Origin of the sequence: Cohnella yongneupensis (assembly GCF_042655785.1) — a bacterium.
Classification (GTDB): Bacteria; Bacillota; Bacilli; order Paenibacillales; family Paenibacillaceae; genus Cohnella; species Cohnella yongneupensis.
On record NZ_JBHSNC010000024.1, the window covers coordinates 260,003 to 283,288 of the forward strand.

Annotated in this window: 16 protein-coding genes; 1 reads left to right on the forward strand and 15 read right to left on the reverse strand. The window is 51.3% G+C overall.

Annotated elements, in window-relative coordinates; translation table 11 throughout:
• Positions 1 to 84: 84 nt before the first annotated feature.
• The 13 genes from ACFPQ4_RS08375 to ACFPQ4_RS08435 form a co-directional block, all read right to left on the reverse strand.
• The gene (locus tag ACFPQ4_RS08375) at positions 85 to 864 is read right to left on the reverse strand and encodes an alpha/beta hydrolase (RefSeq protein ID WP_378111335.1); all 780 of its coding nucleotides are present in this window, start codon (positions 862 to 864) and stop codon (positions 85 to 87) included.
• Between the two features lie 54 nt (positions 865 to 918).
• Positions 919 to 1,416, reverse strand: coding sequence for a DUF1854 domain-containing protein (locus ACFPQ4_RS08380; protein ID WP_378111336.1), 498 nt, complete (start codon positions 1,414 to 1,416; stop codon positions 919 to 921).
• On the reverse strand, positions 1,416 to 3,608 hold the full coding sequence (locus ACFPQ4_RS08385) for an ABC transporter ATP-binding protein (RefSeq protein WP_378111337.1): 2,193 nt from the start codon (positions 3,606 to 3,608) through the stop codon (positions 1,416 to 1,418). Before ACFPQ4_RS08385 ends, ACFPQ4_RS08380 begins: the two co-directional genes overlap by 1 nt.
• Before the next feature lie 21 nt (positions 3,609 to 3,629).
• Positions 3,630 to 5,924, reverse strand: a complete 2,295-nt coding sequence (locus ACFPQ4_RS08390) for a beta-L-arabinofuranosidase domain-containing protein (protein WP_378111339.1) — start codon at positions 5,922 to 5,924, stop codon at positions 3,630 to 3,632.
• A gap of 137 nt (positions 5,925 to 6,061) precedes the next feature.
• Entirely contained in the window at positions 6,062 to 7,042 is a 981-nt protein-coding gene (locus ACFPQ4_RS08395) for a carbohydrate ABC transporter permease (protein WP_378111340.1), read from the reverse strand.
• Positions 7,035 to 7,949: a carbohydrate ABC transporter permease gene (locus ACFPQ4_RS08400; RefSeq protein WP_378111341.1), complete on the reverse strand. Its 915-nt coding sequence runs from the start codon at positions 7,947 to 7,949 to the stop codon at positions 7,035 to 7,037. Before ACFPQ4_RS08400 ends, ACFPQ4_RS08395 begins: the two co-directional genes overlap by 8 nt.
• Positions 7,946 to 10,498: a DUF5696 domain-containing protein gene (locus ACFPQ4_RS08405; protein WP_378111342.1), complete on the reverse strand. Its 2,553-nt coding sequence runs from the start codon at positions 10,496 to 10,498 to the stop codon at positions 7,946 to 7,948. Before ACFPQ4_RS08405 ends, ACFPQ4_RS08400 begins: the two co-directional genes overlap by 4 nt.
• A gap of 16 nt (positions 10,499 to 10,514) precedes the next feature.
• Entirely contained in the window at positions 10,515 to 11,153 is a 639-nt protein-coding gene (locus ACFPQ4_RS08410; RefSeq protein WP_378111343.1) for a YIP1 family protein, read from the reverse strand.
• Complete coding sequence (locus tag ACFPQ4_RS08415; RefSeq protein WP_378111344.1) at positions 11,122 to 12,594, reverse strand: SMP-30/gluconolactonase/LRE family protein; 1,473 nt, start codon at positions 12,592 to 12,594, stop codon at positions 11,122 to 11,124. The genes ACFPQ4_RS08410 and ACFPQ4_RS08415 overlap by 32 nt, the downstream gene beginning before the upstream one ends.
• 16 nt (positions 12,595 to 12,610) lie before the next feature.
• Positions 12,611 to 13,456, reverse strand: coding sequence for a carbohydrate ABC transporter permease (locus tag ACFPQ4_RS08420; RefSeq protein ID WP_378111397.1), 846 nt, complete (start codon positions 13,454 to 13,456; stop codon positions 12,611 to 12,613).
• Positions 13,457 to 13,488: 32 nt separating this feature from the next.
• Positions 13,489 to 14,451, reverse strand: coding sequence for a carbohydrate ABC transporter permease (locus ACFPQ4_RS08425; protein ID WP_378111345.1), 963 nt, complete (start codon positions 14,449 to 14,451; stop codon positions 13,489 to 13,491).
• An 18-nt stretch (positions 14,452 to 14,469) separates the two neighbouring features.
• Positions 14,470 to 17,253, reverse strand: coding sequence for an extracellular solute-binding protein (locus ACFPQ4_RS08430; protein ID WP_378111398.1), 2,784 nt, complete (start codon positions 17,251 to 17,253; stop codon positions 14,470 to 14,472).
• Between the two features lie 205 nt (positions 17,254 to 17,458).
• Positions 17,459 to 18,847 carry an ABC transporter substrate-binding protein gene (locus tag ACFPQ4_RS08435; protein ID WP_378111346.1) on the reverse strand — a complete coding sequence of 463 codons (1,389 nt, stop codon included), beginning with the start codon at positions 18,845 to 18,847 and terminating at the stop codon, positions 17,459 to 17,461.
• A 258-nt stretch (positions 18,848 to 19,105) separates the two neighbouring features.
• On the opposite strand from ACFPQ4_RS08435, the gene ACFPQ4_RS08440 reads away from it, so the two are divergent.
• Positions 19,106 to 19,843 (forward strand): response regulator transcription factor, encoded by a 738-nt coding sequence (locus ACFPQ4_RS08440; RefSeq protein WP_378111399.1) that lies wholly within the window; start codon positions 19,106 to 19,108, stop codon positions 19,841 to 19,843.
• Between the two features lie 61 nt (positions 19,844 to 19,904).
• Here the strand turns inward: ACFPQ4_RS08440 and ACFPQ4_RS08445 are convergent, their stop codons facing one another.
• A complete protein-coding gene (locus ACFPQ4_RS08445) occupies positions 19,905 to 21,536 on the reverse strand; it encodes a response regulator (protein WP_378111347.1) in 1,632 nt (543 codons plus the stop codon).
• Positions 21,529 to 23,274, reverse strand: a complete 1,746-nt coding sequence (locus ACFPQ4_RS08450) for a sensor histidine kinase (protein ID WP_378111348.1) — start codon at positions 23,272 to 23,274, stop codon at positions 21,529 to 21,531. Before ACFPQ4_RS08450 ends, ACFPQ4_RS08445 begins: the two co-directional genes overlap by 8 nt.
• Between the last annotated feature and the right edge of the window lie 12 nt (positions 23,275 to 23,286).

A 23,286-nucleotide genomic window follows, 5' to 3' on the forward strand; every position in this document is an offset into this window, starting at 1 on the left:
CCTTCAGTCTAAATATTAAACTACCCTTCTAACTATAATTCTAAAGCATATTCAATATCCTGCCCAACAGCGTATCGCTCCTATTTATCTAGCCCGTTCCAACGCATCGCTGACCGTCTCGTTCCAGAATTCCCAGGTATGGCCTCCCGGTCCTTCATAATACGTATGCTCGACCTGCTCTTGTTTCATAAAATGATGGAAACGGCGGTTCACGTCCAGCAAGAAGTCCTCGGTGCCGCAGGACATATAGATTTGCGGAATCGGCGAATTCGTTTCCTTCAGCCGATGGATCAGCGCCTCCGGATCTTTATCGCTTCCGAGCAGGATATCAAGATCGCCGAAGACGCTCCTGTAGTAGTCATAGCCTTCGATTCCGTTATGATAACCCGGCTTGATGTTCGCAATCGTGTAAGGAATAAGCGCCGATGACAACGCCATAATTCGCCCGAATCGGTCCGCGTATTTCAAGCCGTTCCGAATTGCTCCGTAGCCGCCCATGGACAAGCCGCCAATCCAAGTGTCCTCACGGTCGCGAGAGAGCGGGAACATACGGCGGGTAACCTCCACAAGCTCGTTCCCTGTGTATTCCCCCCACATCTCGCCCTTCTCCTCGTCGTCCAAGTAGAAGCGATCATCTCCTGCAGGCATAAAGACGGCAACGTTATACCGTTCGGACAATTCCCGAATCGGCGAGCAGTTGATCCAATCCGTATGGCTGCCTTTATAACCGTGAAGAAGGTACAACGCCTTTAGCGGTCTGACGGCCCCCGCCGACGCTTCCCTATTATCCACCGGCAACACCGCGCTGAACGTCACTTCTCTTCGCATGCATTTAGAAAAATAGCTTACTTGCAATAAAGCCACCTTGGTCACTCCCCTAATGAATAATCGTGTTTCCTCTGAAGCGAACCCGCGCTCCTACAGCACTTCCTCCAGCTGTCTCCGGCTATGGGCGTCGAGCGCCCGCCAATCTGGAATTTCGCAGCGTTTGCCGTATAGATCCGTCAGAATGATCCTTCCTCCGCCCGGATAGAGGAGATGCTCGTGAAGATTCCGCATCGCCATTCGGGTCGGCCCCAGGTGCGTCTGCAGCTCCCATAGCCATAACTCGGACTTTAACTTCACGCTGTCGACGCGCATGACCTTCGGAAGAAAGTACCGGAACTGAAGCTCCTTCGTAAGCTCCGCGGCGCTCTCCTCGTTAAGCTCCGCGAGGTCACGGACGATGCCGAGCTCTTCGCCTTTGGGATCGCGAACCGAAATATATTCGGTGGCGTAGCGAAACGGGAACGCCCGATACACGACAAGCTCCTCGTACGGCTTGCCTTCCACCACGCCTTGCAGTACGCCGCCTTTGCCTCGGCTGAAGTACGTATTGTCCGGCGTCAACATCCGGATATCATAGACGTCCGTCATTAGCCCTCGACCCCCTTGATCTTGGACAGCTCTTTCTGCGCGTCGACAAGCTTGCGGTAGAAGCCGCCTTCCTTATCCAGAAGCTCCTCGTGCGTGCCGACCTCGACGATTTTGCCTCGCTCTAGGACGACCAGTCTGTCCGCGTTGCGAAGCGTGGACAGCCGGTGCGCGATCGCGAACGTCGTTCGCCCTTTGACGAGCCTAGAAATCGCCTCCTGGATTTGCCGCTCTGTCTCGGTATCGACGGAAGCCGTCGCCTCATCAAGAATGAGAATGCGCGGGTCGTGTATAATTGCCCGGGCAATCGCCACGCGCTGCTTCTCGCCGCCGGACAGCTTATGCCCCCGCTCTCCGACTCTCGTGTCGTAGCCGTCCGGCAGCCGGACGATGAAATCGTGCGCGTTGGCGATCTTGGCCGCGCGCATGATCTCCTCCGGCGTCGCGTCAGGTTTGGAGTAGGCGATATTGTCGGAGATCGTGCCGTCGAACAGGAACGTCTCCTGTAGGACGACGCCGATCTGCTTTCTTAAGTCGGATTGGCCGATGTCGCGAATTGGAACGCCATCGATGAGAAGAGTACCTTCATCCGTATCGTAGAACCGGCAGAGCAGATTAATGAACGTCGACTTGCCCGCACCCGAATGGCCGACGAGACCGATCATCTCGCCCGCCTTTACCTGCAGGTCGATCCCCCTGAGCACCGGATGGTGCTTCTCGTATCCGTACGTGACGTTCTCGAATCGAACATCGCCTTTAATGACGCCGATAGGAGCCGGATCGCGGACGTCCGGCACCTCCGACGGCGTATCCATGATCTCGAACACCCGATGAGCCGCCGCCATCGCGTTGCCCGCCCAAGTAACCATCTGACTGACCCACTGCAGCGGACCGAACAGCATGCCGAGGTAGGCCACGAGCGCCATCAGCGCGCCTAACTCCATCTCGCCGTGAAGCACCTTGCTGCCACCGTTATACCAGATCAGCAACGTTCCGATTCCCGCAATAAGATTAAAGGCCGGGAACATGAACTGCCACAGTCCCTCGATCCGGATGTTGTTCCGAACGACTGCGACGTTGGCATCGGCGTAACGGGACATCTCTTCCTGCTCCCTGCCGAACGCTTTCACCACGCGAATGCCTTGCAGCGAATCGCCGACTAGCGTGTTCAGCCGGAAGACAGATCTCCACTGCTGGTACCATCGCCGGCCGATCTTCGGCCAGATCGTCATCGACACCGCGATCATGACCGGCACGGGCAGCAGCGCGAACAACGACAGCTTCCAGTCCATGCTGAGAAGGACAATGAAGATGGCAATGATGCGCAACGTTTCTCCGCAGACGTAAATAATACCATCGGTCATGAACTGCCGCATCGACTCCGCATCGTTGTTGACGCGGCCGATGAATTGCGATGTTTGCCGGCGGTCGAAGAAGGCGAGCGACAACCTCATCAGCGAGCCGTATATATCTTTGCGAAGATCGCCCATCAGCTTGGAACCGACCCATACGCCGATCAACCCCCGAACCGTCTGCATGGCGGACAGTACCAGCATCGTCAGGCCGAGCCCGAGAACAACGAACAATAGGGTCGAACCCATATCGTGCGTCTGAAGCACATCGTCAATGATGACCTTCGTGAGATAAGGAGGTATTAGCTCGATTAGCGTCGTTAAGATGAGCAGAATGGCCGCACAGGCCATCTGAGGCTTATAAGGCTTGGCATAACGCAGCATCCGCGCCGCCAGCTTGCCATTGTTCAAGCAGAGCTGGCAAACTTGCGTTCCATCCGCAAGCGGGTTGCCGCAGGTCGGGCAATGACGCAGGAGCTCACGCTCGGAGACGACCGGCAGCTCCTCGTGCTTGGCGAGCGCGCTAAGCAGCTTGGCGACAAAATTAAAAACAGGCGACAGCGCCGCGGTATATCGGGCAACGACAACCGGTCCCGCGGGCGTGTCGGCGAGCAACGTACCTCCGCCGATCGCCCCGAGAGCTCTCGCGTCTTTAAGCTCATCGACCGGCAGCTCAAGCGCCGGAGCACCTTCTCGTTCCCAGACCGTCACGCCTTGGCCGGTTACCGAGATCCACTGCTCGCCGAACCGGCCGTCCGGCAGTAAATCCGTTTTGACGCAGAATATTAGCTCTTCCTTTAATTGCTTCCGGAATCGCTCCGGAAGCTGATCTTTGATTGTCATAGGACTCCCCCAACGTTCTCTCTAAACTTTCCATTGTTCCATAACGAGCCGATCGACCATCCGAACGCCATACACGCCTCCGGCCATCGTAACCGCAGACGATGCGAACTTCACTTCCACGTGCTGTTTCCCGTTCGTAAGCTCGGTCGGAATCTCATAGCTCACGTCGAAAAGCTGGTCCGGCTTGCCTGTCTCTAGCTTTTGACGCGCAATCGCGTGTCCATCGATTACGATGTCGAAGTCTCGTTCATAGCGATGGCCATCCGAGTAATGAACGCCATCGTTACCGAAGTAGGCGACTTGAAGCAACACTTCACGATCCGGGATGACCGACATGCGATAACTGAAATAGCCGTCCCCGATCGATTGCCGGTAGCTTCCTTGCGCGAATACGTTATAGCCGGAGCTGGATGCTTGCGTCCGGAGCCCGTGTTCGACCTCGGACTGCTGCTCGTGCGGCTTGACGACATCGACCGTGATTGCCCGAAGGCGATCCCGCTTCGCTTTCTCATGATCCGCATAGTTCCGATAGTCGTGCTCGTTCATCATTTTCCAATAAAGCGTATAACGCTGATGGTGCAATTCGTAGAAAGGAATTAGCGTCACCGACGCATTGCCGGGTTGGCCAACAGCATCGATCACGAAAGTCAAAGGCGATTCTTCAACGGGCTTAATCCATTGCGTAAGATTCGGATTATCCGTTACCAGAATGGGAACGTCGATCGTCGGATGCCCATGCAGCTTCAACTGATCGCCGACGATATCGCTCTCCGGAAACTTCTCTCTTCCAAGCGCGCCTGCTAGCACAACCGGACCGTACGTGAACCCGACCTTCTGCACGTTGTCCTTCGCCCGATAGAGGTGCAGATTCATTGGAAGCCTAATCTCTACCTCATCGTCGACGCTCCAGCTTCTCTCGATTTCCAGATACCCATGATCCGAGCACGTATAAGCTTCGGAACCGTTCACGACCGCCGTAACCGCGCCGCTAATCCAATATGGAACCCGAATTCGCAGTTTGAAGAGCGCGTTTTGCCCACTCTCCACAACGAGTCTTGTCGTATCTGTTCTCGGAAAAGCCGTCTCTTGACGGATGATCGCGCCATGCTGGCCGAACTCGGCCCTAGAGGCGATGAACAGGTTAACGTATATCGCATCCTCCGTCGCATGGTAGATCTGGCGCGTATAGCGTGCCGGATTCTCCATCCCCGTGCCGGTACAGCACCAGAACGAATCGTGCGCGGAGCAATATGCTTTGAGGTGACCGGGTTCAGTCGAGATGAAGTAGGTTTTCATGCCCGTATCCGGATCTTGCGAAGCCAAAATATGGTTGTATAACGCGCGTTCATAGAAATCCATGTATGCGGCGCTCGGCGAACAGCGGTACAAATACTCCGTCAGCTTCAGCATGTTGTAGGTGTTGCACGTCTCGGCCGTCTCGACGCCCAACTGCTCCGTGTTTCTCGCCTTAAAATGCTCGCTGTTGCTGTTGCCCCCGAAAATATAGGAACGATTCTTCGTCACCTCGTTCCAGAAAAACTCGGCGATGTTCCGATACTTCTCTTCCCCGGTGATTTCATAGAGCTTGGCGGCTCCAATGACCTTCGGAATTTGCGTATTGGCATGCTTGCCATCCAGCTCGTCAATCCCGCGGGACAGCGGCTCCAATATGGCTTGATGGCAAAACCGGATCGCCAAATCCAAATAATCTCGGTTCCCCGTCACCTGATACAGACTCGCCATCGCTTCGTTCATCCCGCCGTGCTCGCAGATCAGCATGCGCTGGAATTGCTCGTCTGTCAGCCGGTCTGTGCCTCTCTTCGCCCAGTCCGCCAGCTTGACCACCGCTTGAAGCGCTTTTTCGATGTCGGCTAGCTGGTATGCATCTATGAGACCCGCGTAAATTTTATGAATGCTGTACCACGGTACCCATATCCCGCCCAAACCGAAGTGATTGACCTCGAAATCGCCGCTGAAGACGTTGTCGAAACATCCCCTCGGAACCCCGCTCACGTAACCGTCCGCATCGTGCGACTGCACGAACGAAATTTCGTCTACCGCATAAGTCAGTTTTTGCAGCAGCGCCTCGTCCTTGGTCTCCGCATACATGGCCGCGACGGCCGATAGCCAGTGACCGATCGAATGACCGGCGATTTGCATCGACTCCCAGCCGCCATAACGCGGCGCCTTCGGTTGGATGGATGCCGCTTCATAGCAAGGCGCGACCAACCGATCGACGTCCAATTGAAGCAGGAAGCCTTTCCCCGTATTTTGCGATTGTTTGAATACGCCGTCTAGCAAAGTAACCTCTGTCATGGCGCGCCTCCTTTAGGAAATTTCTGGATCATAGAAAGTTTATCGCTCGCACCAAACCGCTACAACCTGCCAGTTTATAGATAATAAGCAAACAACCGACTGCATTCGCAATCGGCTGTTTGCCGCAACGCTTGTTATTAACCGACGATCCCCGTACGCTCGACGCTTTCGACGAAGTATCGCTGAACGAAAATATAAATCAGGACAAGCGGCGCGATGGCGAGCAGCATGCCCGTATCGAGCACCATGCTCTGATAGAACGGATCCGCTCCGGAAGAGACGCCGTCGTTCAGCATAATCCTCAGATTGTAAGGCAGCGAAGACAGCATGATCGACATCACTTTGCTTGTCGTCAAGTAGGTCGTCGTAAAGAAGCTGTCATTCCACTGCCATACGAACGAGAAGAGCAGCACCGTGATGATCGAAGGCGTCGCGTTAGGTAGCATGATTTTAGTGAACGTCTTGCTGACGCTGGCGCCATCGATATAGGCGGCTTCTTCGACCTCTTTCGGAATTCCCCTGAAAAATTGACGGAAGATGAAGATATACAAGCCCGCCTTCATCGAATTCGCCGTCAAGGACGTCAGAATGAACGGCCACTGCGTATCGAGCAGATTGACGGATTTCCCTGTGAACAGAGGAATTAACCCCATCAAGGAAAAGTCTTTCAAGTTCAAATACATCGGAATGAGAATCGTCGTAGGCGGTACGAGAATCGTCAAAATAACGCCTCCGAATAGCAGGTTGCTCCCCTTGAATTTCAGCCGAGCGAACCCATAGCCTGCGAATGCGCAAGACATCGCGGTCAGGACCGTCACCATCGCCGAGAGGGTGAACGTATTGCCCAGCGTCGTCCAATAATCCATGATTTTTATCGCCTGCTTGAAATTATCCGACGTGAAATGCTCGGGAATCCAGATGACGATCGGCGAATATAGATCGGTTTTATCCTTGATCGCCGTTGCGATTTTTTGAAGAATCGGATAGATGATTACGAACGACAGCCCCGCAATCAGAACGAGCCGAATACACGTCCACAGCCCTCTTTTCCAAGATTCGAACGATAACAATCGGGCAATTTGCCAGGCAACCAGCTTCCTCAAATTCGCTTTAATCATAGTAGAACACCTTCCTAGAAATCAGATAGGAGCTGATCAGCAGGATCAGGGCCACCGCCAGGAAGTAGATCCAGGCCATCGCGGAGCTTAGTCCGAAGTTAAACGAATTGAATCCGGTGTCCCTGATCAAGTCCGTCATTGCGTTCGTCGAGAACGAATCGATGATGGTGTAGATCACGTTGACCAGAATAAGCGGGCTAACCATCGGGAACGTGATTTTCCAGAACGCCTCATACCCGGTCGCGCCTTCCATCTTGGATGCCTCGTACAGCTGCGGAGATATCGTCTGAATGCCTGCCAGGAAAATAAGAATCTGCACGCCGGACTGGCTTACAATCTGATAGATGCGACTCACGGCGCTCGTCAAATAGTTGACGATGCTTTCGCTCACTCCCGCGTCCAGCATCATATTCTCGAGCTGGAACGTACCTAGTCCTCCGCTGAACACGGTGCCGCCTTGATTCGCATCGTTGACCGCCTGAACCAAGCTTGTGCTGTCGAGCGCCATAATGACGCCGGACGCCAGAATAACCGGGAGGAAGAAAATCGCGCGCGACAACGTTCTCCCGACGAATTTCTGGTTTAACAATACGGCCAAGAACAAGCTGAAAATGACGATAATAGGCACGTTAACGACCATTTCGACGATCGATTCGGTCAAGGTACGGTTAAAGCTCGTGTTGACCGTTAAAGCTTCCTTGAAATTGTCGAGACCGATGAAGTCGACAATGATACCGTTGGAATTCGCCTGGATTTTGCTGAAGCTGAATCGCAGAGAAGAGATCAAAGGCACCAGGAAAAAGAGTAGAAAGCCTAACAGCCATGGCAAGACGTAAATAAAGCCCCAAATGGCTTTCTTCTGCGCGTAGGTCTTCTGGTTAAATCGGAGCTTCGTCGTTAATCTCAAGATTGCTCACCGCCCGTTACGTAGCTTTCGGCTTCGATCTTCTTTCCGTCAAGCTGTACCTCGGAACGGTTATAGTTGACGATGACGTACTTTCCGTTCTCGTATACGGTTTTGAAGACGCCTTCGCCCAGCTTCTCATGGGAGACGATCCGTTGGTTCTGAACATCGCCCAGAACCCCGTTTACTTCCTTGTAAATCTCGGCGGCCTGATCGATCCATAGCTCGTAATTAACGGCATACAGGCTGTCGAAATCCGTGTCCTTCACCTTGTAGTTCGGTTCGTAGATCCACTCGAAGTACACGCCTGCTCCGTATTCGAGACATTTGAGCACATATTGCTGGACATCGTTATAGGTACTCAAATTGTACGGCGTGCCCGTATAGTCGATATAACCGTGAAGGACCATTTGATAGAACGGAATAGATTCGTCCTCGATTTTGAATTTGCTGTTCGACATCGGCGCGTTAGTGATATCCGTCAAGTAAGGAAGCGCATAGGCGTTGCCTCCGTTGCCCATGATGCTCAAATGGTCATCGCGCATCTTGGACAACGATTGGGTCGATATTCCCTGGGACTGTACCCGATCGATTTGTTGATTTTTCCGGTAGTCGCTATTGAGCGATTCGGTCATATCCCGCAGCGAAATACCGCCGGAATTATAGTTCTTCAAGCTCTTCAGCACGGTATCCACGTAATCTCCGACAAGCCGTGGCGATACGACATAGGAAGGCGGCTTCATCCTGTCCCGCCGGTTCGTCGCAAGGTTAATCGGGAACAACATCGCAGGATCGTCTCGGAGCGTTCTTGCAGCGTCGTCATTCTCATCGAAGCTAGCGCCCGAATTGGCGACCAGAAGGGCAACGTCCGGGAAGAAGGAAATGCCTTTTTCCTGGGCGAATGCCGTGAATTTCTCTAATCCCTTGCTGCCTCCGACCGCTTTGTCTACCGATACGTGATCCGGCACTTCGTGGTCAAGTCCTCCGTTGAACCAACCGGCGAATTTGACTTTTAAATTGCGGATATCTCGTTGCTGCGCCTGTGCGACGATGCTTTCCGCCTGTTCGAAAGTCGTTAGCGATTCCAGCGTGTTGTAAGGAATGCCTAGTAGATGCTTCTTCTTGTCTATGCTTCCGACTAGCTGCAAGTAGAACGGGACATCCTCCTTCGCATCCACGCTTTGCTTTGGAAGTCCGTTCTTCTGCTGCAAATATTGCTGGTAGTATTTCGCCATTCCCTGATAGGAGGCGTCTTCTCCGCTTAGAAAAGCATAGCGTACCGCGTAATCCGTCTTCATCGGATTTTCTTGGAACTTCGGCAGCGAACGCTGCTGTTCGTTCGCGAACAAGGTGACCTCGTCTTTATTGATCACGTTGAAGCTCGGATATACGTAGTTGTAGCCGTTCAGTCTGCCGGCGACGTCCGCATTGATCGTGGCCTCCGCCGCGCCTTCTTCGATGATGCCGAGAAACGCTTCGTCTTTCCGCAGGATTCCGAATACCGGCAGCCTGACATCTTGTTCTCTCGCCGCATCCTCGGTACGATCGATCGTCTGATCCGCACCGTATACGAGCTGCTGGTAGGACGGATATCTTGTTTTGCCATTGTTGAAGCGAATGAGCGATCCCGAACCGTCCGGGACGAATAATGCGCCCTCCGCATCCGGACCTTCCGCGCCGAAGAAGCTCAACATGGTAACCATGTTGACCGGATATTCCTTGGGATAATGGATGCTGGAGACGGGAATTTTCGCAATGAGACTATCAGCGTCCAACGTATACTCGATCGAAGCCTGGAATATTCGCGGCTCGGACTTCGTCTGATCCAAATTCAGCGCGGCCGCATCCTTCTTCAAATCTTCTTCCGTATAGCCGATAGCTTCGAAAGCTTTGAGCGCCTTGTCCAGCTGGATTCCCTGCAAGGCGCTGTCGTTTCTGACGAGGATGTCCTTCTTCTCGGAATCCTCTTTGTATGCGATTTTCATGGCGCGCTGCGCGGTTTTGTCCAATTTGCTTGTCAATTCATCGAACCTAGCCTTGGTAAGCATTTGAGGCATGTCTTCGAATGACTTTTGAGCCTTGCCGAATTGGTAAACCGCTCGGACGCCGTTCGGAATAGGTTCCATTTGAATCTGCTTATAGGCAACGCTTTCCGTATACGAATTAATCGAACTAAGCTGTCCTAAATTATTGTAGAAGTCTATTCTCATCTGTGAGGACAATAAATCTTTGTTAATCCCCGACGCGAGCGAATCCGACTCCCTGCCGGGCGGATTGCTATACCATATCGCGCCGGTCTTCTTATTCAGAACGGCTATCGTGCCTGATTGATCGTCGGCGAACAAGCGCAACTGATCATTCTCGGCTACCCCCTTCATCCCCTCTACGCGGGGATCCGAGAAGGATGCGCTGAGCGGCTTGCCCGGCGAGAACGCCACCACGGACTGATCGGTTGTCTTGGCTTGATTGTCCGGCTTGGAATCGCTGCAGCCTGCGATCATCACTCCGACCGAGCAGAATGCGATTAGCAGTGACTTTCTGGCCAACCTCATAGGAATGCCTCCTTCCTTAGCTCCTCAAGGAAAGCTCTTGGGATATGGTATAGATGAAGCTAAGAATCTGTTGGATTAAGCTAAAGAACAATAGGCACAAGAATGCCATGAAGGCCATCGTCACAAGCGTCAGCGCAATGGTCCATACCGTCTTGGACGGCGTGAATTGATGCACCGTCATGTTCCCGACGAACAATAGAAATACGAACCATAGGGTAGCGAAACTGGATGAAAAGTGATAAAACGACGCTTCCTGAAGCGAGATAAAGTTGCTTAGCCATATCCAAGGAAAATTAATAATGACGAGCGGCGTCAGCGCAAAGCAGGTCGAGATAAAGATTTCGACGAATTTCCCTTCGCCGTCCATTAGCGTGGTGAGCAACCAATTGGCCACGCACCAGAACAATACGGGAATGACCACGTACATAATTTCCATAAAGCTGTTCATGTTGTCTGGGTTCGTGATATGGACCACGAAACCGCTGTACTCGCTTGAAAGTATGTTCGTGGCGACCATCAGGAACAGAATGGCAAAGGAAACGACGAGGCTTGCCTTTCGGCCAAGCTCGTATTTCAGATCCCAAAAGCCTTTGAAAGGATGCACGATCAGGTGAAGAGGGAATTTAGCCTCCGCTTTGCCCGGTAACGATGACATTCTTCTTCCCCCTCTTTTTCCGGTATCTTTTCAATAGGAACACACATAGAAGCAGCGCGAACAAGGTGGCGACGATCTCCGTGAAGTGTTCCCGAAGAACTTGCTTACGGTAGAGAAGGAACGCCTTTGAATAATTTTTTTGATCCAGGCTTCGTTTGAAGTACTTCATCGCCTCGGCATAGTCGCCCTGACGAAGCTTTGCTTTACCGATCCCGGAGTAGGCGAAATCCAAGTTCGCATTCATGTTGATCGTCTTCTCGTACAACAGGTTTGCTTGCTCCTCGTCGCCTTTGAAATAGCTTCTGACCGCTTCATTAAGCGTCCGGCCGTACTCCGTCGATTGGAATACTGTTATTTCCCCGAGCGTCTTATCCAGGACAAGAAAGTCGTCCCCGATCCGCTCGAACGCTACCGCCGTATTGAATTCGCCGAGCTGATTGCCTAGCTCGCCGAAGACGTACATGAGATATCCGTCTCCGTTGTAAGTGAGGATGCGTCCTCTTTTGCCATCAAGAACCGAGTAGATATCGCTATCCGTGACATCGATATCGGTGAGCCTAGGCGCACCATCCAAAGAAGTCCACCAGAAGTCACCTCCAGGAGGGAAGTAACCATTTCTTCTCAAGATATCGTTGCCCTGAGCGTTAAGCTTCTTGACGTTGTCGCTCTGCTGTCCGTTCGTCGCGTAGAGGAAGCCTTCTTCGTCGATATCCATGTTCGTAAACTCCGTCGGCGTATACATAATCATTTGGCTCCGCTGCGCCTTAGTCGACAGCATCTTCCACAAGTGATCGAGCGCATTGTACTGCACCCGGTTGGCGCCTATAAAGGAAGAGAAGGTACCGTCCGCGTTAAATTCCATAAAGCCGTCATAGACGCCCGTTGACATGACGTACATTCGCTGCGCCTTGTCTACGACGATCCGAACGGGCTGGAATTGGAAGCCGGCTGCCAAAGACTCGGATTGAGGCGATTCGACGATATTCACAAGCTTGCCGTCCTGATCGAGATGAACAATCCGTTTGTTCCCCGTGTCGGCGACATATACATGATTGCCTTCCGTTACGAACAAGCCCTGCGGGTTATTAAAATGATCGGTTTGCCCGTCGCGGTCGAATGAATCGATCGTTCGCACGGGCTTGAACTGCTCATCCAAGACGACGATTCGCTGGTTGCCGGAATCCAGCACGTAAATGTGTTTATCCGCCGTGACGTGAATATCGTTTGGATCCTTAAGCGCACCTACTCCTAAGCTTTCGCCGTTCCACGCCACGGTCGCCTGATAAGCCGATGGCGCGGCAACAGGATCTCCCCAAGCGGAATAATTGTATGAACCGCCGCTTTCTTCAGCCTGGACAGCATTGCCGCCGAGACTAATAACCAGCAGACAGCAAAGCGCAATAAGGATGTATGCGCTCACTCTCCGTAAGCTTTTCAACATCGTGCACGCATCCTTTCTACTCTTTCATGCCGGAAGTCGTCATGGTCTGAATAACGCTACTCTGGGAGATGATGAAGAGTGTGATCGGAACCACCATCAGCATCAGCGCGACGGCCGCTCCGACGCCTGCCCTGGCGATTCCCCCCTGGGTGATTTGACCGAGCGCATAGTGCAGCGTTTTTAAATTCTCGCTGTAGATGAAGTTGCCGCCATCAGATCCCCACAACGCCGGAAACTGCAAAATCATAAGCGTTAACCACGCAGGCTTCACGTTAGGCATTACGATGGTCCAAAAGATCCGATACTCGTTAGCGCCGTCGATCTTGGCCGCCTCCAGAAGCGCATCGGGGATTTGTTCCATGAATTGCTTCATTAGAAACAGTCCGAGTGGGAAGGCGAGCGACGGAACAATAATCGATGCATGCGTGTTGATCCATCCCAGCCAAGACATCACCATATAGTTCGGAATAGCCGTAACCGTGCCGGAGAACATCAAGGATAATACGACGATCGTAAAGAGCACTCTAGATCCCGGGAACCGAAATTTCGCAAGCGGGTATGCCGCGGCCGATGCGAGCAAAATATGTCCCACGGTACCGACAATCGTAATAAACAACGTATTTGCGATATAACGCGAGAGCGGCACCCATGAATTCCCCATTAGCGCGAACAAATCGTAGAAGTTATCCATGGTCGGATTTCTGACGAGAAAGCGCGGCGGGAAAATGAACAGCTCATCCAGCGGCTTGAACGCATTGTTCACCGCATAAATTAACGGCAAGGCCATAAAAGATCCAAATACGGCCAACAGCAAGAACAACAAAAGGCTGACGGTAAAAGAGCGATTGAGCTTTCTGGACATCCGGAAGCCCTGGATCGATTTCAAAATCAACGTCACTCCCCTACCTTTCTCAGCAATTTTTGCGTCAGGATGTTGGCCCCGATCATCATAAAGAAGAGAAACGTCGCAATCGCGGATGCATAGCCCATCTCGAAACGAATCGTGCCATAATCCATCAAGTGCGTGACAACGGTATGCGCGGCGTAGTTGACGCTCGGGAAGCCCGCTAGCGCGATCGATACGTCGGCAACCGCGAACGATGCGGTAATCTGCATGACGGCCCCGAACATCAGCTGAGGCCTCATGGACGGCAGCGTAATGTACCAAAGCTCCTGCCATCTGTTCTTGATTCCGTCCATCGCTCCGGCTTCGACCAACGATTTATCGATCGTTTGCAAACCTGCGATGAATGCCAGGAAGCTCGTTCCGAGGCTCAGCCAAAGCTGGACGATAATAACGATCGCCAAAATATACTTCTCGTTCGTCAGCCACTGAGTCGGTTCCAATTTAAATCCGTATTTGATCAAAAAGCCGTTCAAATAGCCATAGCTATCGCCCGAGAAGATGATCAACCAAATGAAAAACACGTTTCCGGCGATCGACGGCGCATAGAATACCAACGTCATGAACGCGCGGACTTTTGGCGACAGCTCGTTGATAATCCATGCGAACAGAAAACAGGCGATATAGCTGATCGGACCGGTAATGATCGCGAACAAGAGCGTGTTCTTCAGGGCGATCATGAATATATCGTCGTTAAGCAACAGCCTGGAGTAGTTTTGCAGCCCTACGAATCGAGGAAACTCAAGCATATTGAAGTAGAAAAAGCTTAAGATTAACGAGAATAAAACCGGGATAACGGTAAAGGTGAAGAAAATGAGCATGTAAGGACTCATCAGAAGGTAATAATGCTTGTTTCTTTTGATTTCCTTCCACTTCATCGCCAATTTCGATTGTCTACCGGCATTCGCGGGTATGAACGAAGGGACGGGTTGACTCGTTGTTTCCGATTGCATCGGCTTTCACCCCCTAAGCTAGTTCGATAGTTTGAATTCTTTTCTCTTAAGAGAGATTTCGTCGTTAATGTACAGGATATAATCCGACAACGCTTCGCGCGGGTTTTCGCCAGCGTTAACGACCTTTCGGAAGGCATTGTCCAAATGTCTGCCCGTGAAATAACCGCCCGGAACTTGCGGGATACCCTGTACCCACTGCCACTGACTCGCTAAGTTTTTATAATCCTTGATCGGCCAAGGCAATTCCTCGAGCGCTTCGATATTAGCCGTCGGATAACGCGCGGACTCGCCCAGAAGCCCTTCCATTTCGCGTCCGTACGCGAGTTGGGTTTCTTTGGACGTCCACCATTTCATGAACTCCCAAGCCGCTTGCTTGTCGTTCGCGTTCTCCAGCATCATCACGGAGGTCGTATGGCTGGCTACCGCGTGATTAACGGTGCCGTCTTCCATCTCCGTGCCCGGAACCATCGTAAAGTCCCACAAGCCTTTGATTTCCGGCGCCGTGACCGTCAGCATATTATAGGTCGTATAATCGGCAATGCCGATCGGCATCTCGCCGACCCGGAACCGGTTAGGGAAGTCCGCTATTAACGGGAACTTGTAGTTGGTGTAGAACTGCGTCCATTTCTTGAACATTTCCATGGACGTATCGGAATCCAGTCCGCTTTGTTTGCCGTCATCCCGATAGAACGCTCCGCCATGCTGGTAAAGCAGCATCGAGAATATCGCATTCGGAACCCCAACCTGACTTTTCGTCGGATCTTCGACCGGTAGCCAAAAGGACATGTTGTGCTTCTGAAGCACGGCAATCATGTTATATACATCCTGCCACGTCTTAGGGACCTCAAGATTCAGTTCCTTTAAGATATCTTTGCGATAGAACAGCATAGGGAACGTTTGCTGCTCCGGAAGCGCATATACGCCGCCTTTGTACTTGTAAGGCTCCATCGCGCTATCCCTGAATTGGGACGCGACATCCTTAAAGTCGGCAAAGCCCGACAGATCGGCCGCTGCTTTCCTCATCGCATAGTTGACGGGCACGTCTTCGCCGATCTGCATCGCCACGTCCGGACCTTCGCCGGCCAGCGTCGCGGGAAGCAGAACATTGCCGGGGACGAGCTTAAGATGTACCGATATGTTCGTCTCCGGCGTGAAGGAGTCGTCGATCAAGCCTTTCAGCACTTGCGCCTGGTCGCGACCCGTCGTAATCCAGACATCGACCGATTGCTCGCTCTTGCCGGTATTTCCGATGCTGTCGTAGTCTTGGGTATACGAAGCGACGAAGGAGCCAAGCTCGTGCTTCGACGTATCGATGAATGCCGCATTCGCCTTCGGAAGCTTCATGTTAGGCGATGATACGACAAGGTAATCGAGCGTAAGAGGTTGTTCCCTTACCGTTAGGAGCCACGTGCCAAGCGCGCCTATATTGATCTTGAACGAGCCTAGACGTTTGGCTACCGTTTCAGGCTCCTTCGCCATGGCCTCCAATTGGCGAACCATCGTATGAAGCACGGCGACTTTATCGCTCACTTCGCCTGTCGCTTCCTCCAAATAATCGGCTACGCTTTGAATCGTTTCGGCTTGCTTCTTGAATACGTCTACCATTTCCGGAATTCGTTTCTCCAATTGGTAATCGCGATACGGATCCGGCGTATTCGAAGTAATGATCAAAATCTTCCTGTACATTTCGTTCAACTGCAGCACGCTGGATTGAATGGTTCGAACCAGCGGCGCGAAATCGCCCATCGTGACGGTCATCCGGATGAGATGCTTGCCCTTGGTCAGATGGAACAAGTACGGCTCATCTCCGCCAAGTAAGTCCATCTGCCATTGTCGATCGAAATCGAACCGAAGCCGCTTCATTTCGTTGAACGGGTATTCGCCGTCGATCGTGAGACTTCGCGTGGCGTAAACGCCTCGAAGCTGATCCTGCTTCCTTTTCAAAGCGATTTGATAGAGTCCGTCCTGTTTCACATCAACTTCCCACTCGATCCACTGTCCCGGCAGCTTCCAGTTCACTCCGCCGATCGTGTTGATTCGGATCTTCGCGTCATCCTGCGGCACAACTGCCGCATCCGAACGGTCTGAAATCGGGAATAGCGTCGGAGCGGATTTGAGAACGGCATCCTCTGCTTGTACGAGCAGATATTGATCATTGGAGGCGCCGATTCCTTCGGCTTCGTATCCGCTTTTGGTCTCTGCGTAGGATTTCAAAGTTTTTTCCTGATACAACTCAATATAGTCAATGGCCATCGGCTCTCTTAAGGCGGTCAACGAAAGGGTTTGAGTTCCCTTACCGAATTTGAACAAGTAAGGTTCGTCGTAATTGCCCTCGTTATCCGTGAATGGCGCCAGTTGCCATGCTGGTTTCTCTACCTGTCTCGGCCGCAGATCGTTGCCTCTGTCATCCCGCTTGATCTCTGCGTCCCGATTGCCCCAAAGCCGGTTCAACAAGATGATCTCGGCGCCCTTGAAGGGCACTTCCTGATTAATGGCAAACTCCCTCTCGATTGACGAGCTTTTGCCTTCTATTGGATAATAGTGGATTCTAACGTTGTACAAGCCCGGTTGATCGACATTCACGTTCCAACTGATCGATCCCGCATCCGGCGTAATTACGGCTGTTCCATCCAGGCCCTGGTAGTGATCCGCGATTTCGAATCCTTCCCCGTCAGTCTTAGAGTAGCCTTCACCCTCGATTCGAATCACTTGGCTTGGCCGGTCTACGCCCTGAGCGTTGTTCAAATACTCGTCATACTCGTTCGTTTCGTCCGAATCCGTTACCGCTACGAAATCAGGCATAGCCTGTGCGTTCCCAATACCCGTATGACCCGACGGGTAGAAAACCCAAATTGACAAAAAAAATAAGAGCAATACGAGAATGATCGTTCCGTATTTCTTCTTGAGGATCTTCAACGCTTCTCCCCTCCTGCCGCAAAAGATCGAAATTCAACAATAGTCCCCATTATAGAAAGGATCTAAATGGGGACTATTGGCTGTTTTTAAATTACTTTTGGTATACTTTGTCGATTGCCGCTTGCGCCGGCGCCTTATACTTCTCGATAACCGTCGATACCGATTCACCGTTAGTAAGATCGCCGCCGATCGCGTAATACGGGAAGTCCGGCATGAACGTGCCGTGCTCCAGCACGGTCAACCCTTGGGCAACCGTCTTCGCATTGTTGATATCATCTTCGGTAGACAGATTTTGTTCGTAACCTGCCTGACCTGGGTAATCATAGATGGAGTCAATATCGTGCCATTTCTCCCAGATATACAGGAGCTTATCCGGATCCTTAACTGCCTTAGGAATCGTCAGGGCCTGATACGCGCCTTCCAAGGAATGATAGACACTTGCGCTAGGTCCTTTCGGGAATGGGACGAAGCCGATGTCGTAATCTTTCATGTCGGTCTTCAATCCGCCGATTTCGTACATGGCTCCGGTATACATAAGCGTGTTTCCTTGACGGAAGAATTGGCCTGGCTCCGTCCAATCTCCGCCTTCCGTTGGTCTTGCCACCTTCTCGGTTGCAATACGGGACACGAAGTTAAGCGCTTCCACTGTCTTTGGATCGTCCAGCGTTTGCTTGTCGCCGCTAGTGAGCGTCGCCTCGTTGGAGTACAAGGCTGGATCAGTCAGGGTCGGATTCGCTAAACCCCAAGTATCCAGCTTGCCGTCGTTATTCGTATCTTTGTTCGCGTCTTTGGCAACTTGAACGAACGTATCCCAATTCCAAGTGTCTTCGTTCACATAGTCCTGCAGCGGCTTAATGCCGAGTTTATTCATGAGCGTTCTGTTGTAAAAGATGCCCTGAACCAGGTTTTCCCGTTGCGCTTCGAACAAGTAGCCTCTTCCGTTGTACTGTCCCCATTTATTCGTCGCGTCTTGGTCGAACGCATTCTTGTTCTTCGTATACTCGTCGACCGGCCAGAACAAATCTTGCTTCACCAACGCTGGGAACGCATAGTTTCTGCCCACTCTGACGATATCGCCGATCGGCGCCCCAGAGAGTAGGGATGCCGTTACCTTCTCTTGATATTCGCCATAGTCGACTGCGACGAACTCCATTTTGAAGTTATGCTTCTTCTCTAATTCTTCCAGGTTTTTCTTCATCTGAATGTCGTCCGGATTGTTCTCCCCCGGAGTCATATCCCACCATGATACGACCTTGATCGTCCGGCCGCCCAAGTCGAAATCCATGTCCGGCGTTCCTTCCTCGACCGCTTCCGGCGCGGAAGCGCTCGCGGATGCGGATGGTTCTACCGCAGCAGAGCTGCTAGGCGCGGTGCTTGGACTTGCACTGCCGTTATTGCCGTTGTTACCGCCGCCGCAAGCAGCCAATGCACTGACCATCAATAAGCTTACTAACGTTGTTGCAAACTTCTTGTTACGCATCTTAGTCCCCCCTGAAATTGGATTACACCGAGAAGTGTAACGCTTACATTTTTGAGCCACAACCTGCCGGTATTCAGTTATTTCACCCGTTGATTTATAGGTTTTGATACCGCTTTCAAACACTTTGTTGAAGAGGTAAACAAATGCACTAGGTGTAAAGAGTTGCACATTGTCTCGCTATCCGGGAGTTGATAATAATAGAAAGTGTAGTCATCGTCTTCTGAAAGCGAGGTACTTAATTTGCATAATGTGCTACTAGTGGATCCGAACATGCGGTCGAGGGAAGACACTCAACAAATGCTAGACTGGGGTCAATTAGGCTTTGATATCCAAGCCTATGCCGATAATACCGGCGACGCCCTATCTATCATGGACACGCAACGTTTCTCACTTGTACTCATAAATATTAAGCGCTTACAATCGGACGGAATACAGCTTTGCGGCCAAATACGGCAATTCAGTCGCGTACCTATCATCGTTATTGGCGGCGATCATGACTTCAATCTCGCAAGGAAAGCTTTAACCTATCAAGTAAGCGATTACTTGGCAGACCCCGTTCAGCCGTCCGATTTAGTCGCAAGCCTGCAAGCCGTTCTGGAGGAGCTTAATGGGAAGACGGTAACGAACAATCCCCTCATCACCTCTATACAGTGGAAGCGCCAACCGCAATCCTCGATCATCGATGTGGTCAAAAAATACGTGCAAGAAGAGCTGCACCAGAACGTATCGCTCAAAAAAATATCGGATACCTTGCACTTTAACTGTGCGTATTTGGGCCAAAAGTTTAAGAACGAAGAAAAAATGTCATTCAACGAATATTTGCTTCAGCAACGGATGGAAAAAGCCAAACAGCTGCTTGAACAAACAGACATGCGCATCTACGAAGTCGCTAACCATGTCGGATATACGGAAATCGATTGGTTCTATAAAAAGTTCAAGGAATATACGGGGGCAAGCGCTAACGAGTACAGGAAGCAAGCATTAATTACCGCTTAAAGCCAACAACAAAGAGCGGCAGTCTAGGACGCATAGCGTCCTAGACTGCCGCTTATCGATATCAACCGATGGGAATCGTATCCCGATACTCCTGAGGAGTCATGCCCGTCTCCTTCTTAAAGAAGCGAGTGAAGGAATGCGCTGCCTCATAACCGACGGAAGCCGCTACCTCTCTCACCTTGAGTTCCCCGTCTCTAAGAAGCTCCATCGCTTTCTTGATGCGGCATCGATCAATGTACTCGGACAAATTGATGCCTCGCTCCTGTTTGAAAAAACGGGATAAATAGGTCGGGTTGAAATAGTTGATCTCCGCCAATCTTACCAAGGACAAATCCTCGCTAAGATGATCATGGATGAATTGACAGATCTGATCGATGATGCCGGATGCCCTATCCTTCTCGTCAAGCCGCTTGATGCTGAAGATGCTATCCGCGATTTGGGACAAGTATTGGAAGGCCTCTTTCATGGAGAGATGGTTGTCGAGACGCATCAGCTTTCCGCTGTCGCAGATTTGCCGATGAAGTCCCCATCGATTGATATAAGAAAAGAGCACGAGCGCGATCGAATAATACGCCTCGATCGTTTGCTGCACGTTTGCGTCGGCTTGCGATAATCTGCCCATCACTTCATCCAAGCATTCATCGAACTTTGCTTTCCTATCGGCTTCAATGTGCGCCGCCATGAACTCCGCCTTTTGGCTGATCGGTTGCGTACCCTTGGTTTCCGATGCTTCCGGCTGATCGGCGCGGTCCGTGATAATGACGGATATTCCCTCGCTATGCTTTAACTGCTGCAACTGACGCAGCCTTTCATATTGCCAAGTGATCGCTTCCCATTCGCTGGATGCGCCGCTTACGGCGAATACCGTCGTCAGTCCCAACGCTACCAAGCCTGTCTCCTGGACGAGTTCCAGCGTACCCTCCAAATAACGAATGAAGTGACTGTCGAACTTCTCCGCTGCATGCTGGGATGGCTGCAGAAACCATACGTTATCCCCATGTTTATCTACGATACCGACATAACGGGCTTGTTCAGACAAACACGAATTCCATATTCTTTCGGAGGCATGAACGATCCGGCTTCTTTCGCTATAGGAGGTGTCCGCGGGATAAGACAAGCGGCCGATGACCAGCACGACGGGAAAGGTCGGATCCAATCCGATATTCAACGAGCGGAACTCCTTGGCGAGCGCCTCTTGATCCCTGCAAAGAACAGGACTATCTTGAAGCAGGTGCATGAAATAGTCCCTTTGCGCCATCAGTTCAAGGGCGAACTTTTGTTCACGGGACTGTTCGACAAGCTCGCTCATTTGATTGCCGCGATTGATCTCGTCTATGACTTCCTGCACGGTTTGCGTGACTTTATCGTAACCTTCCGTTTTCAGCAAATATCGGACATCGGACATTTGAATCGCTTTATAGGCATATTCGAACTCGCTGTGACCGGTTAGGAAGATCACTTTGCATCTTGGCCAATAGGCATGGATTTCTTCCGTTAATTCCAATCCGTTCATTCCGGGCATGCTTATATCGGTCAAGACGATATCGATTCGGGTACGCGACATCCAATTCAGCGCTTCTGCTGCGGAATAGGCTTTGCATACGTCCAATTCGTCCGGCATGAGCTTAGCGAATACCTCATATAGACTATCCGTAATAATCTCTTCATCATCGACGATCAGCAGTCTATACATGGCCTTCAACCTCCCCCAGCTTAATTCGTACCGTGACCTTCAGACCGTTCAGCTCGCTTCTGGAAAGTAACAACCCGCTTCCCTCGCCGTAAATAAGAAGAATTCTCCGATGAATGTTGATCATTCCCGTCATTTCGTGGGATTCGTTCGAATGGGCTAATCGTTCATTCAACGCCTCGATTTCGATATCGCTAACGCCGCCATTGTCCTCGACGATAATGCTAGCTTCGGCAGGTGTGCTTTCAAACGTAACGCGAAGCTGGCCTTCCTCCGTCATCTTCTCGAGGCAATGCTCATAAGCGTTCTCGATCAGAGGCTGAATGATCAGCCTCGGAACGCGGATCGCTTCCATATCCTTCGGTAATTCGTCGAATTGTACGCGAATCCGTCTTGAGAAACGGAGTTTTTGGATTTCGGTATACATGCGCGAGTGTTTGATTTCTTCCGCCAGCTTCACGTTGTCTTCACCGTTGCGCGTGATGAACCGAAAATATTCGCCGAGCATGATCGTGAACTGTTCGATTCTCTCCAAATCGCCGGTTTTAGCGAGCGAATTCAGAATAAAGAAGCTGTTGTATAGAAAATGAGGGTTGATCTGCGATTGCAGCTGTTTTAATTCCGACCTCTGCATCATCAGCTTCTGTTTGAAATCCTGATCGATCAGCGCTTGCAGCTTCCTCAGCATATGATTGAATCGATTGTACAAATAGCCGAATTCGTCCTTTCGTTCATGTTCGATCTGGATGTCTAATGCGCCGCCCTCCATTCTTCTAAAGCTCTGTACAAGAAGCAATAGAGGTTTATGAACAAAGCGGTACGTGGAGAAAGAATAAATGATAATGGCGGATAAAGACGTGAAGACGAATAACCAAGCCCAGGTTTTGAACTTTTTCAATGGTCTTTTGACTGCTTCCTCCGGCAGGTAGGTCGCGACGGACAGAGCCAGATTATCGGAATGCACTTCGTCGATATGATATCTCTGGCCTTCCACCGTGAACATGGACGTATTCCCGTTCTTCCCCTTCACGGCTTCCATGTAGCTTTGCAGCATCTTATCCGATTCTCCGTCGCTTCCTATAGAAAATCCCGACGATTCCGATAGCAGGAAAGACCGGCTTTCCGGATACATTTTGACTTGCCGCAACGAATCTTTCAGCTTCTGCGTATCCAATTCGATTTGTACGATGAAAAGCGGCTCCTCCCCCTTTATTCCGCTTTGCCTGGAAACGCCAAGGTGAAGAGCGTTGTTATAATTGATCAGGCGGTTTTCTTTCTTGTACGCGATAGAACGAAAATAGTTAAAGCTGTCCTCATCGAAATCATGCACGGCGTTGCTTGCCGAAACGGTCTTATTAATGGAACGAATATGCACGTCGACATCTTTAATATAGGCGCTGCTGCTCTTTAAAGTCGTGAGCCGATGCACCAAATAATTCGTGCTCGTTCGTCTTTCGACGCTGTCCATCATGTCCCACGTCAAGGCCAATTTGTTCAGATCGCTGTCCTCTAGCAGATCGAACTGCTGAATTTCCATCCAATCGATCTCGCGGTTCAAGTCCCCAAGATAATCGGATAACTGGGATAACGTCGCCTTGGAAAGGTCTTGGCTTGCGTTCCTGTAGCTCCAGTTGTACAAGTACATCCCCAATAAAATAACCGGGAGAATAAAAATCAAATAAGTAACGACCAGTCTTACGAGAAGAGTCTTGCGAAATGAACTAGCGGGAAAATTGAGCAAGTAGACTCCTCC